Source organism: Floridaenema aerugineum BLCC-F46 (assembly GCF_041929345.1).
In the GTDB taxonomy this organism is placed as follows: Bacteria; Cyanobacteriota; Cyanobacteriia; order Cyanobacteriales; family Aerosakkonemataceae; genus Floridanema; species Floridanema aerugineum.
In genome coordinates this window covers 36,760-49,646 of record NZ_JBHFNQ010000065.1, presented here as the reverse complement: position 1 = coordinate 49,646, position 12,887 = coordinate 36,760, and the positions used below count along the sequence as shown (strand labels likewise).

9 protein-coding genes and 1 pseudogene are annotated in these 12,887 nt (G+C 40.1%); 4 read left to right on the top strand and 6 right to left on the bottom strand.

What is annotated here, in order from left to right:
• Positions 1–25: 25 nt before the first annotated feature.
• Both atpC and atpD read right to left on the bottom strand, forming a co-directional pair.
• Positions 26–442 (bottom strand): ATP synthase F1 subunit epsilon, encoded by a 417-nt coding sequence (atpC, locus tag ACE1CC_RS08715; RefSeq protein WP_413270079.1) that lies wholly within the window; start codon positions 440–442, stop codon positions 26–28.
• A 168-nt stretch (positions 443–610) separates the two neighbouring features.
• Entirely contained in the window at positions 611–2,062 is a 1,452-nt protein-coding gene (gene atpD / locus ACE1CC_RS08710) for a F0F1 ATP synthase subunit beta (protein ID WP_413261789.1), read from the bottom strand.
• Between the two features lie 350 nt (positions 2,063–2,412).
• Between atpD and ACE1CC_RS08705 the strand changes: the two genes are divergently transcribed.
• The gene (locus ACE1CC_RS08705; protein ID WP_413270078.1) at positions 2,413–2,889 is read left to right on the top strand and encodes a DUF29 domain-containing protein; all 477 of its coding nucleotides are present in this window, start codon (positions 2,413–2,415) and stop codon (positions 2,887–2,889) included.
• Positions 2,890–3,028: 139 nt separating this feature from the next.
• On the opposite strand, the gene ACE1CC_RS08700 is transcribed toward ACE1CC_RS08705, so the two are convergent.
• The 3 genes and pseudogenes from ACE1CC_RS08700 to ACE1CC_RS08690 all read right to left on the bottom strand — a co-directional run bounded on the left by ACE1CC_RS08700 (position 3,029) and on the right by ACE1CC_RS08690 (position 6,198).
• Positions 3,029–3,784: a PEP-CTERM sorting domain-containing protein gene (locus ACE1CC_RS08700; RefSeq protein WP_413270077.1), complete on the bottom strand. Its 756-nt coding sequence runs from the start codon at positions 3,782–3,784 to the stop codon at positions 3,029–3,031.
• A 704-nt stretch (positions 3,785–4,488) separates the two neighbouring features.
• A pseudogene (locus ACE1CC_RS08695) lies at positions 4,489–4,599 on the bottom strand (PEP-CTERM sorting domain-containing protein); the annotation flags it as partial.
• 216 nt (positions 4,600–4,815) lie between these two features.
• Positions 4,816–6,198, bottom strand: coding sequence for an NB-ARC domain-containing protein (locus tag ACE1CC_RS08690; protein WP_413270075.1), 1,383 nt, complete (start codon positions 6,196–6,198; stop codon positions 4,816–4,818).
• A gap of 179 nt (positions 6,199–6,377) precedes the next feature.
• Between ACE1CC_RS08690 and ACE1CC_RS08685 the strand changes: the two genes are divergently transcribed.
• Both ACE1CC_RS08685 and ACE1CC_RS08680 read left to right on the top strand, forming a co-directional pair.
• Positions 6,378–8,363: a C2 family cysteine protease gene (locus ACE1CC_RS08685; protein WP_413270074.1), complete on the top strand. Its 1,986-nt coding sequence runs from the start codon at positions 6,378–6,380 to the stop codon at positions 8,361–8,363.
• A 212-nt stretch (positions 8,364–8,575) separates the two neighbouring features.
• Positions 8,576–9,121: a hypothetical protein gene (locus ACE1CC_RS08680; protein WP_413270073.1), complete on the top strand. Its 546-nt coding sequence runs from the start codon at positions 8,576–8,578 to the stop codon at positions 9,119–9,121.
• 164 nt (positions 9,122–9,285) lie between these two features.
• On the opposite strand, the gene ACE1CC_RS08675 is transcribed toward ACE1CC_RS08680, so the two are convergent.
• Positions 9,286–10,806, bottom strand: coding sequence for a pyruvate kinase (locus tag ACE1CC_RS08675; protein ID WP_413270072.1), 1,521 nt, complete (start codon positions 10,804–10,806; stop codon positions 9,286–9,288).
• A 509-nt stretch (positions 10,807–11,315) separates the two neighbouring features.
• On the opposite strand from ACE1CC_RS08675, the gene ACE1CC_RS08670 reads away from it, so the two are divergent.
• On the top strand, positions 11,316–12,887 hold the full coding sequence (locus ACE1CC_RS08670) for a nuclease-related domain-containing DEAD/DEAH box helicase (RefSeq protein WP_413270071.1): 1,572 nt from the start codon (positions 11,316–11,318) through the stop codon (positions 12,885–12,887).

Below are 12,887 nucleotides of genomic sequence, written 5' to 3'. Positions count from 1 at the left end.
TGGGCGCAAGCGCCCACCGGAAAAATTAAACTTGAACCATGCCACCAGCAGCTTGAAAACGAGCGCGAGCTCTTTTCAAAGCTTGAGTAGCTTGAATTTTTTCCTGACGATTTTCGCTGTTTTGTACTTGATTAAAACGCTCTTGAGCTTTGGTGTAAGCAGTACGAGCTTTTTCGATATCTATCGAATCGCTACGTTCTGCACCATTAACCAAAATCGTCACCTCATTATTTTCCACTTCGGCAAAACCGCCCATCAGAGCGATCGCCACCCAGTTTTTATCCGGGCGAACACGCATTACACCCGTATCCAAAGCCGTCAAAAGTGGAGCGTGACCACTTAAAATACCGATTTGTCCAGTAGTGCTGGGCAGAATAATTTCGTCAGCTTCAGAATCCCAGACAGTTTTATCTGGTGCAATCACACGAACTTTTAAAGTCATTTCGATTTGCGATTTTAGATTTTAGAATTTCGATTTTGCCGATCGGGGCAGAGATAATTTTTTCCCTAGCCTAGATCCTAATTAACTCAAGCGGCTGGTAATGGGTAGTGAAGAATTCATGTAGGGGTAATTCATGAATTACCCCTACATGAATTACCCCTACATGAATTACTTAGCTTTGAGTTTTTCGCCTTTTGCGATCGCTTCTTCAATGGTACCAACCATGTAGAAAGCTTGCTCTGGCAGTTCATCCAACTCACCAGAAAGAATGCGTTGGAAACCCTTAATGGTATCTTCCAACTTCACATACTTACCAGGAGAACCAGTAAACACTTCTGCCACAAAGAAAGGTTGAGACAAGAAACGCTCAATCTTGCGTGCCCGTGCTACAGTCAAACGGTCATCTTCCGACAACTCATCTAAACCGAGAATCGCAATAATATCTTGCAATTCCTTGTAACGTTGTAGAGTTGATTGTACAGCACGAGCAGTTGTGTAATGCTCTTGACCGACAACACTAGGTTGCAACATAGTAGAAGTAGAATCCAGAGGATCTACCGCTGGATAAATCCCCTTAGATGCCAAACCACGAGATAATACCGTTGTCGCATCCAAGTGAGCAAAAGTAGTTGCAGGTGCAGGATCGGTTAAGTCGTCTGCTGGTACGTAAACTGCTTGAATCGAAGTGATCGAACCTTCCTTAGTAGAAGTGATCCGTTCTTGCAACTCACCCATTTCCGTTGCCAGAGTTGGCTGATATCCTACCGCAGAAGGCATCCGTCCTAACAGCGCCGACACTTCCGAACCAGCTTGCACAAACCGGAAGATATTATCAATGAACAGTAGCACGTCTTGCTTGTTCACATCCCGGAAGTATTCTGCCATTGTCAGAGCGCTCAAGCCCACCCGCATTCTAGCTCCTGGTGGCTCGTTCATCTGACCATATACCAGCGCTACCTTAGACTCGCCGATATTTTTTTCGTTAATAACGCCAGATTCTTTGAATTCATTGTAAAGGTCGTTACCTTCACGGGTGCGTTCGCCCACACCACCAAACACTGACACACCACCATGAGCTTTAGCGATGTTGTTAATCAGTTCTTGAATAATTACGGTTTTGCCTACACCTGCACCACCGAACAGACCAATTTTGCCACCCCGACGATAAGGTGCTAACAAGTCTACAACTTTGATGCCAGTTTCAAACACCGAAGGAGAGGTTTCTAAGTCAACCAGCTTGGGTGCTTCCCGGTGAATAGGAGAAGTTTCTGTAGTATTTACAGGGCCTAAGTTGTCTACAGGTTCGCCCAATACGTTGAAAATGCGACCCAGAGTACCTGCACCAACGGGTACGCTGATGGGAGCGCCAGTATCAACTGCTTCCATACCACGAATTAATCCGTCAGTAGTACTCATGGAAACAGCGCGTACTTGGTTGTCGCCCAACAACTGTTGTACTTCGCAAGTTACGGACACATCTTGTCCTGCTTCGTTCTTGCCTTCGATTTTCAAGGCGTTGTAAATTTGCGGCATTTTACCGCTGGGGAACTCAACGTCTACAACGGGACCAATAATTTGGGTAATCCGCCCGCTATTTGTCTTTTCTGTGGTGGCTACCATGCTTGCGCCTATCTCAATAAGGGAAATCGTCTTAACATTTAGCAATGCCATTCTTTAGCGTACCACTGAATGCGATCGATCTTTGGACTGAGTAAGATCAAGACGAAGCCCAAATCCTGCGAACCTTTTTCGCCCCCGATTTTCAGTATCACCCGATTGCTGTTTTGCCGTTATGACTACCAACCATCTTTACGATCGAGATTATTGCCTGTGGCTGGAGGAAACAGCTAAGTGATTGCGCGATCGTTTGCGATCGCTCCTTAGAATAAGATCAAAACAAAACCCAGATCCCAACAGTCTTTTTGCCACAGTAGGATTAAATGGGTATCAAGCCATCACAGGAAGAAACAATGAACCTTCCACTCATCGACCTTTACCAAACTGACTTTTATGCTTGGACACAAACCCAAGTAGAGTTATTGCGTCAGCGCCAATTAGATTGTCTGGACATCGAAAATTTAATTGAGGAAATAGACTCTTTGGGTAAACAACAGCAGCAAGAGTTAATCAACCGTCTGGGAGTTCTACTTGGGCACTTGTTGAAATGGGAGTATCAACCTAGCAAAAGGTCTAGAAGTTGGGTAGCAACCATTCGGGAACAGCGAAGAAAAATTGATAAGTTACTCCAGAAAAACCCTAGCTTGAAACCTTACCTAGAAGAAGCAATCCCAGAAGCTTATCTAGATGGAGTTGACTTGGCTGTGGGGGAAACATTAATGTCATATCAAACATTTCCGGCTTGCACTCCTTACACCTGGGAACAAATAAAAAACCCAGATTTTCTGCCTGGGTGCCTCAGCGAATCAGATCAAGACTTACTAAATTGAGGTTACTGAATTTGACATCATCCAAAAAAATAACCGCGCTTTCCACTGGGAAAACACGGATTTTACTTTAATTAGTTTGACAGTTTTGTGGCAACTGTTAGCCTAAACCTTCTGATGGTGAATCGTTTAGGTTATTAGATTATGCTTTTACTGCTGCTTTTTGTTGCTGTTTGCGCTTCAGCATTGAACCTGCACCCATTGCACCGAATACCATTAAACCTAATGTCGAAGCAGGTTCGGGAACTGCCTGGGTAGGAGTGGAGGCAATTTTCACATTGTCAATACCAGCCTGGAATATGCCCATGTTATCAACTTGCCTGAAAGCCAATCGCACTGTTTGACCTGCCCATGCACTCAGATCGAATGAGGTGCTAGTCCACTGATTAGGTGAAACAACTGGAGCCACAATATTTGCTAGTACCCCTGCCGAGGAAGAACTGCCAAACCAGTCACTAAATTCAGTAGAAACAAGATCCACTCGGAACTGTTGATTACCAGAGCTATTTTTGTTCATGTTTCCCCGATCGGCCAATCTTGCAGAAGTCTTAGCAAACCAGTCAAATGAAAGCTGGTGCTGCGAACCAGCTTCTAGGAAGATATCTTGAAACAAGACGTATGAACCAGGACCACTCTGGTCGGTCACTGCATATCTCGTACCTTCGCTTGCACCTGGAATCGAAGAAGACGACCTTGGAGAAAAACCCCCAGCTGTATTGAACAAGTTTCCCCCGCTACCACTTTGGCTAGTTGCTGTCCACCCAGAAAAGTTTCCGGTTTCAAATCCACCATTGACAACTGAAGCGGCGTTAGCAGCTTTTACGGTTATTCCCACAGCCAGTAATGCTGCTCCAACGGTGGCGATCGATAACTTTTTCATCATAGTTGAAATAGCCATTTTTCCAATTCTCCAAACAAGTTAAGGTTGACAAGTGTTGATAATCTAGAAGGGCGATGCGTGAGAATTTTTGTATAGGGAGAAACTAACTATCAATATTTACTGAAAGTTACTTATTAGTAGTAATTTCGCACTCATCTGAATCTCATCACTAAAAACAGATTGGCATACCTCAATTAGCAATGTCATCACTTTCAGCTAATCTTCATCAAAAAAATATCTTCCAGGTTAGGTATCGACCATTACCCAAATAAATAATATTCGCTAAACCCCTACTAATTTAAGAGTTTCGAGCTTTATTGCTTACGTCAAACTTTGTATTTCTTCTATAAAATATTCATTGAGATAGTTGACTTACAGATAAATTATTGTTTAAATATTCCGGCATTAAATGAGGATTTGTTCTGGCATAAAAGAGGGAATATTTATGAGAGTAATTACTGATTATAGAGGAATTTATCGGAAAAATAACTGATAATTTTGAGCTAGTTGTTCCGAGAGAATATGCAATTAATCCGTCAAATTGATTTGATCACAGTTGAATGTGGCAAACCCTACGTGATTATCCAGATTTTAATCAATAGCCATAAAAAATAGCCGTGCTTTCCACTGGGAAAACACGGATTGTACTTTAATTAGTTTGACAGATTAGTTTAACAGTTAGCCTAAACCTTCTGATGGCGAATCGGTTTAGATTATTTAGATTATGCTTTGACAGTCACTTTTTGTTGCTGTTTGCGGTTGAGCATCGAACCTATACCCATTGCACCTAATGCTAACAAGCCCAAGGCAGAAGTTGGTTCAAGAACAGATTTAACTTGCTCCAAGCTGCCCTAACTTAATGAGCTTTCTGAGTCCGATAACCGAAAATAGAGTAAATAGTTCCAGGTTCAGGAACGCTTTGCTGTGTTGGTGGTGTAAAAGCCGTGATTCTACCGTATAAAGATGCCGTAGCGGTAAGACCTTCTGGAGAATTAAACTCACTGACGATCTATACATAGATTCTCATACTGTTGATTGTGTAAGAATTACTAAAAATTTTTCCCAAGCATCTGCTTCACTTTTAATTTCACAGATTTAGCCTGGGACTTGAATTTTTCATTGATAAATTCTCGAACAAATGGTTGTTGGATGAAACCCTCGGAAGTGTTTTCTATCAGAGAGCGTCTCCTTAAGGAAGATAGTACCTCTAGCAATTCTTGTTTAGTTACAGGCGGCACAACCACAGCTTGAATTTCGTTGACCATGAGTGGATTTGCTTTAATTCCTAGCCAATACATAACTTGCTTTTCAATCACAGATAACCGATTGAAATCATCATCTAAAATTTGACGTATTTGCTTTAAACCCGTGATTTTTTCGCTTAAAAATTCCCCAATATTACCGAGATATATATCCTTAATAAAAGTGGTAGCGATTTTCAATGCTAAAGGTATCCCTTGATAGCAATTAACTAATTCTGTTATTTGTGCATCTGTGCCAGTTAAGCCTTTAACTAGAAGCAATTTCTTGGCAGCTACCAAATCTATACCTTTTAATTCTAATATTCTTACTGGAAGAAATTCCCCTTCTAGCTCTATAACTTCCTCTGGTGTCTCTCGACTGGTGATTACTAGGCAGCTGTTATGTCGTTCTTCTGCTAAACGGCGTAACATTTGTCTGTAATCTTCATACCCAGAATGATAGATAGGATTGTCATTAGCACTGTTGATGATTGCCTCAAAATTATCCAGGACTAAGAGACAGCGATGCTGCTTCAAATACTGCAAAAGTAGTGACAATTGTTCGGGAATATTGTCCAGTGAATTTATCTGCAACTCTGGGGAAAAATCTTTGAGTATTTTGGCAATTGTTTCCCCTACTGATAAGCTATTGTGAAGACGATGCCAAATGACAAAATCAAAATGCTTTTGAACTATTTCCGCCAGTTTAACAGATAAAGCAGTTTTTCCCACCCCTCCAATACCTAAAATTTCTATCAAACGACATTTATCTTCTAGAATCCATGTTTCTAACTTGTCGAGTTCTTCAGCACGTCCATAGAATAGGGAAACATCGATCGCTTCTTTGCCGTCTTGAGAGCAGTTGCTAGGAACTAAATCCCTATGAATCGAATGCAAATAAGTAGCTTGACTGGCATCAGCATTATCTAATGGTTGATAACTAAGGGAATTGCGCGTTAGTACTGAGTGGATATTACTCTTAGTGACCTTTACTCCAAAGGCTTTACTAAGTAATTTCCACAGTTGAAAGCCAACAAGTTTTATGTATTCTGCATCATAGCCAGCTTGAGCAGCGATTTCTTTATAAGAACTTCCTTCCCAAGATTTACAAAATACCAATTCTTGTACATCATTGAGGGGCTTTGGCTGGAGAACTATTGTCAACTGAATTAATGCTTCTTCAACGGTCATCTGAGATTTCAAGTAATTTCCTAAAGTTTTACTTCCAGGTTAGACAAAAATTTTTGATAACCTAACTTATTATAACTTTTTATCACTGACACAGCCTATCTCCTCAGTTTATAACTGAATCAACAGGGATTGATAAGTCAAATTCCCAGTATTGATGCTCATGGAGATAGATAAAAGCTATGTTGTTGACACTCGATTCAGGATGTAATGAACAGAATTCTTTAACTGAACAATCTAGAGAAACAAGCATTGTGCCAGTAGGTGAAATGCATTTATTACGTAATTCACAAAAAAGTAATCCTGGTATAGGTTCTGATGATTTATCTATAAATCAAAATGCTTATGCGATCGCTACAGGCAATGGTAGTACAATTAATAACTCCTTTGGGCAATTTGTTTTATCTGGGGTTTCTGGAAATGGCAATCTAGGGGAAAACACCCAAATACAGACAAACAGTCAGGGAAACTCAAACCCAATTTCACTCAACACCGATCCCATCACTGGGAACAGTATCTCATCAGTTAATGGTTCTACTCTAGGAAATAATGCTACATCTGGGACTAGTACTACATCTGGAAATGGTGCTACATCCGGGAATAGTGCTACAACAGATGCAGGCAACACAATGGGAACTGCCGTCAACTGGGCTCCCCTGAATGGTTGGTACCGCAACAGTGAGAGTATTGGCAGTTCAGACACCAACGACTACTTCAAGTTTAGCCTCACCACACGCAGCGACTTCAACGTAATTTTGTCTGGTTTAAGCGCGGATGCAGATGTACGCTTGTTAGATCAGTCGGGGAATCAGATCATCTCCTCAGCTAACGGTGGTACACACAAAATTGGAGGAACCGCTTATAGTGTCAGCACTTCCGAAGCGTTTAACACCATTCTCAATGCAGGCACTTACTTCTTGCGAGTCAATTCTTACGATGGTGTTTCCACTCAGTACACAATGGATTTTCTGGCAAAACCAACCACAACCGTATCAGATTGGTATAGCCAAAACCTCAAAGATAGCGGCATAATCAACTGGGCGCGTCAACTTGGCAGTGATGGTCAGTTAAGCCGTAGTGACATGATGCTGATCTTCCGTAGTGCTACGGATTCTACATCAGTAGACTCCAACGAACTCACCGATTTTCGGACACTGGTAAATAATTCCAGTCGCTTCCAAATGATAGATTCAGTGCGAAATTTGTCAAACAAGATTGCCAATGGTAGTACCGCTAACGCCTTGTATCAAGGTCAAAGTTTGGGTAACTTGTATTCTGGTAGCAGTGCTACTCAACTCGACAAACTAGTTGGCAAATGGTTCTTAGGCAATGACCTACCTTCTACTTTTGTACCTGCTAATGGCAGTACTCCAGCCAGGACTATCAGTTATGGTTTAGCCAATACTTCGGGATTGTCCGGTCGAAATCAACTTCTCTATGGTACAGATGGAACAATCAACGTCACAGATATTCGTCAGGGATATTTGGGAGATTGTTATTTCCTAGCTGCTTTGGGTGCTTTCGCCAATAACAGCCAACGGGCATCCAATGTAATTAACAATATGTTTATTGATAACGGAGATGGTACATTCACAGTCCGCTTCTACGGTCAGAATGACGGTACTGTAACCACACCTGCTGACTACATTACAGTGAACCAATATCTGCCAACCACTGGTGGATCGCAATTCGCCGCTTACGATAACCAGAATAGAGGCTTGTGGGTTGCTCTAGCAGAAAAGGCTTATGCCCAATTTGCAGAAATGGGTACATCTCAACGTCCCAGTACAGCCAATAACTATGGCAGCATTGAAGGTGGTTGGGGTTTCCGAGTAATGAACAGTATTACAGGTGTCACCCAAGGGGGTGTCTACGCTAATTATTCAAAAGTAGGCACTGCTACCCCTAAAGGAGCATTCCTCAGTTTGTCTCAAATTTCCAGTTTCCTGAGTAATAATTGGGCGCTTTCAGCAGGTACAATTAGCAATCCTGGACTGGGAATTGTTGGTGGTCACGAATATACGATTGTGAGTGCTAATACCAGCGCCGGAACAGTTACATTGTACAACCCTTGGGGACCTAATTCTCGAACAGGTGAATCAACTGGTTACAGAACTCTTTCTTACAATGACTTTAAAGCCAACTTTAACTTGATTGATGTTGGTTAATCCCTGGATTTAGGAACCTTACTAACTGAGGCTACATCTTCATAAATAACGTAAGTTGCTAGTTACGGTTGAGTAGGGTGCGTCAGACCGATAAAGTTAGCTATCTTACCCAAAATTCTGCTATCTGACGCACCCTACAGCCTCAAAATTAATAACTAGCAACTTGAGTTAAATAAGGTGTAGCCTTAAATTTTACTCAACTTAAAATTTCAATGGTAAAGGTCGCATTTTTAATTACTATTCTGTTGAGTAGCTGCGGCAACTTTATCCCTTTAGTTTCTGCGGCAAATCCAGGAGTTGCTAAAACAATAGTAACTCCATCACCAACAGCTAAAATCTCACCAAAGCAGTTTATGGAAAGCAGCAATCAACATCCCCCGGTAAGTAAAATTATTGTCAGTCCCCTAACTCTTGAGATCTGGCAAGATGACCCCAATCTACCTCCTAATGGCATTTCTCCCACCGCCAATCGTCAGATTGGTTTTGCTTCTCTAAGTTTTACTTTAGAAAACAAAACTCAGCAGCCAATAGCTCTAAATCTCCAAAAAATTGAGATTCGTCCTTTAGGATCTGAGAATCCCTTAATGTCTTTACCTGCTAAGAATTTAACTCTTGGTGGGTTAGAATATGCGCCGCAACGCTATCAACTTTCTAACAAACAAGGTTATGGCAATGTCAAGAAAGTGGAAGCAGTTGTAGTTTATCAATTAGACGGGAAGCAGTATACCCTACGTTCTGCACCTGTGCAAATTCCCTAAAACTACTGCTGATAATCTTCTGCCACCAATTCAGTTTTTAACCCTTTTTCCTGGCTTTTTTCCGCTGGTTATTTGAACTGCGACATTTCAGATAGCGGGAATGGTGCGTTACGTTGCACTTTAGCGTAGTCATGCACGCAGCGCTATACGCACCCTACAGTTTACTACCAAGAACGTAAAGCTCTTAATTGGGGAGTTTTTTTCAATTGATGAGCTTCCATTCGGCGCAAAACATCATCCAAAATTGTTACTGTTTCATTGATAAATGGGCCTTTATTTAACATGACACATTCGGCTCTTTCTCCCATTGCGGCATCAGTCATTTCGGCGCGGGAAGGGATGCCTGTTTTGGCGAGATTTTCTAATACTTGGGTTGCCCAAATTACGGGAATGTGGGCAGATTGACATAACCAAAGTATTTCTTCTTGCATTTCTGCTAGTCTTTGATAACCAATTTCTACGGCTAAATCTCCTCTAGCAATCATTACTGCTAATGGTTGTTTTCCTGCTGCTTGCACCATGATTTCTGGCAGGTTACGAATTGCTTCTTTGGTTTCAACTTTGGCGACAATGGCGATTTTTCTGGGTGAGTTTTCTAGGCGTTTTTGAATTTCTGATTGTAATAATGCCACATCTGCTGGTGTTTGCACAAAAGAATAACCAATTATGTCAGCATGAAGGGCGACAAAATCTAAATCGCGGAAATCTTTTTCAGTTAATGGACAAAGTTTAATTACTGTTTCTGGGAAATTCAATCCTTTTTCTGGGCGGAGTTTTTCCCCTTTAAGACGGGTGTGTGTGACTTCTAAAAGTGCGCCTTCGGAAGTGAGAGAAATTACTTTTGTACCTATATGACCATCATCGATCCAAATGGGATCGTTTTCGTGAAGTTGGTCTAAGATTTCGGGGAAACTGCAACTGGCGCGGAAGGGAATTGTGGGGTCTGCTGTTTGGGGAGAGTTGCGGGTTAAAAGTAAGCGATCGCCAACTACCATCCGACTTTTTACATCAGGCGAAACTACCTCTAAAGTCCGAGGTTTTGGCCCTGCTAAATCCATGAATACTTTACAATTTTTTCCGGTTTTTTCTGAGGCAAGTCGGACATTTTTAATGATAGCTTCCCAAACTTCTGGATTGTCATGGGCGCAGTTTATTCGGAAGCAATCAGAACCACATTCTACTAGTTTTAAAACTAGGGAAAAATCTGTTGCTGCTTGATTGGGTAATGTTACCATGATTCTGACTTGGCGATCGGCAGAAGCTTTACCAAAAACTGCTTCTACTTCTTTTTTTAAGAGGCGATCGCCCCGGAAAAAAGCCCGCAAAGGACGACGACCTGGTAAACTATTAGGGTCAGCATTAACTAGTTCCCCTAAAGTTGTAATTACGGCATCTAAATTGGGTAAAACTCTCGATTCACTGCGACCTAAAGATGATAATCCCCAAGGTACAAGTGCGGTTTGAATTGGTCGTAAATCATGATGACGGAGTGCTAAATAATAAGCTAAATTCAAAGCACTTAATAAGAAAGATTTTCTCTTGATTAAAGGTCGCCAGCGTTGAAAAAGTTCCTGTCCTTCTTGGTAAACGCTTTGACGCAAATCTTGCAATGTTTTTAGTAGATGATGAGGATCTGATAAATCACAATTGTTCAGATTGGTGGGAGATGCAACTAAAGTTTGCATAACTCTGCCTTCTTTATAAATCTACTATTAGGATTGCATGATTTTCCGGTGGAGGGGCAAAATCTTAGAGATAATTAATGAGTTGTGCGATCGGCTAAATTAATTATGATGCTAGGTTTGATGTAGAACTGAAGTTGTACTTTCTTGAATATAATGTAGTATAATCAATAACTAGAAATTTGTGGTAAGGCACTCACTAATTATCATACTCTTGTACTCGTTAATGGAAATAGAGTCTCTGATTGTAGTCATATCAAGGCTACTTGACATCCAAAAGCTTTTTGCAGTACTTTATATCTATATAAAAATTTATACTTTATTTCCAATATCATACATACTTAGCCCTTAAAGTTATCTATAAGGGTTGAATTAATAGTAAATTACTGTGGCGCGACCCATTTTAGTAACCCTGAATCTTGGCTGTAGCATAGTTATCACACAATAGATAGTTCAACATTAGAATTACTTACAAAGTAAGACCCATCTGAAAATTAAGGAGTGAAGAAGTTATGGCAAGAATGATTCCTAAAAATCTAGATCGAGCAACGAGAAGTAAAGCAGAAAGGACTCTGTTCCAAATTTTTGAAAAAAACCTGAGTGATGATTACATTGTTTTTCATGGAGCCTGGTGGCAGCATATCAAGTATATTGTTCAAGATAGGGAAGCTGACTTTATCATTATTCATCCTGACAAAGGAATTCTTATATTAGAAGGTAAAGGAGGTCAAATAAGCTACGATCCTATTAATAAGGTTTGGTATCAGAACCAAGATAAGATGAAAATATCTCCATTTCAACAAGCCAGAGAAATTAAGTTCAAATTTTTGGATTTCCTCAGCAAGTACAATGAATTTTCAAAGAAAGATTTTTGCATTGGGCAATGTGTAGCTTTTCCTGATATCGATACAGTAGTAAACAACCTGCCCTCTGAAGCACCCCAAGAAATATTGCTTTTACGTCCTCAATTAAAAAACATTGATAAATGGGTTAATTCTGTTTTCGATTATTATAAAGCTAAGGGAACTTTTCCAAAACTTGGAAAGGATCGGAAAGATTCAATCATTAACCTCATATCTCCAAGTACACAGTTTAAAAAATACATTGCTAACGATATTGGTGAAGCTAACCAAGAAATTATTCAACTAACAGAACAGCAATATAGTATCTTAAATAATCTTTGTCTACATTCTCAGTGCATTATCCTGGGATGTGCTGGTTCAGGGAAAACTCAATTAGCCATAGAAAAAGCAAAAAGGTTATGTCAACATAAGGTTAAAACGCTCGTAATATGTAAATCTAAAGACCTTTCTCTTTATCTGGCAGTCTCTTTACAAGATGAAATTAAACTGGGGTACTGTGTAGTATCTAGTTATAAAGAAATACAGGAAAAAGATTCTAAGCTAAAATTTGATTGTACGGCAATCATTGTTGATGAAGGACAAGACTTTGAGGGCAAAGAAATTAACGAATTGAAAAATTTAATTGCCAATAGGAATGAGGGTATCATCTATATTTTTCAAGATAGCAATCAAAACATTTCAAAAAATGCAAATGAATTTGTGTTGGAAGTAAGCCCAACTGTTTTAGATAAAAACTGTCGCAACACTCACAAGATATTCAAATATGCAGAACCATTTGTATCTTGCAACTATCGTATAGAGAGTTCATTAATTGAGGGAAGAGATGTAGTACATAGGATATATAAAGCGACAGATGAAATACTTGGTATGTTAGAGGAAAATATTACAAATTTAGTTGACACAGAAAATGTACTTCCTGCTCAGATTGTTATATTAACTGATATGTATCCACCCTCAAAGTCTATACTTTCAAAGTACTCGCAGATCAATCGTTTTGATCTCAAACCTTATTCATTCCCTCATCAAGATAAAAATAGTATTTATTGGTCTAACATTGGGATGTATAAGGGGCTAGAAAGTGATGTTATAATATTATTTTTTGAGAAGCCCCAAAAATTTATCCCAAGTAATTGGAACATTGCAGACAAATATATTGGAATAACAAGAGCAAGAAGCTTTCTTATTATTTATGAGTCTCCCGATCCAGAAATTGACTTTTAA

Excerpts from the sequence above, each read along its gene's own strand:
- atpC (WP_413270079.1), bottom strand. The coding sequence starts at position 442 with ATGACTTTAAAAGTTCGTGTGATTGCACCAGATAAAACTGTCTGGGAT.
- atpD (WP_413261789.1), bottom strand. The coding sequence starts at position 2,062 with ATGGTAGCCACCACAGAAAAGACAAATAGCGGGCGGATTACCCAAATT.
- ACE1CC_RS08705 (WP_413270078.1), top strand. The coding sequence starts at position 2,413 with ATGAACCTTCCACTCATCGACCTTTACCAAACTGACTTTTATGCTTGG.
- ACE1CC_RS08700 (WP_413270077.1), bottom strand. The coding sequence starts at position 3,784 with ATGGCTATTTCAACTATGATGAAAAAGTTATCGATCGCCACCGTTGGA.
- ACE1CC_RS08690 (WP_413270075.1), bottom strand. The coding sequence starts at position 6,198 with ATGACCGTTGAAGAAGCATTAATTCAGTTGACAATAGTTCTCCAGCCA.
- ACE1CC_RS08685 (WP_413270074.1), top strand. The coding sequence starts at position 6,378 with ATGTTGTTGACACTCGATTCAGGATGTAATGAACAGAATTCTTTAACT.
- ACE1CC_RS08680 (WP_413270073.1), top strand. The coding sequence starts at position 8,576 with ATGGTAAAGGTCGCATTTTTAATTACTATTCTGTTGAGTAGCTGCGGC.
- ACE1CC_RS08675 (WP_413270072.1), bottom strand. The coding sequence starts at position 10,806 with ATGCAAACTTTAGTTGCATCTCCCACCAATCTGAACAATTGTGATTTA.
- ACE1CC_RS08670 (WP_413270071.1), top strand. The coding sequence starts at position 11,316 with ATGGCAAGAATGATTCCTAAAAATCTAGATCGAGCAACGAGAAGTAAA.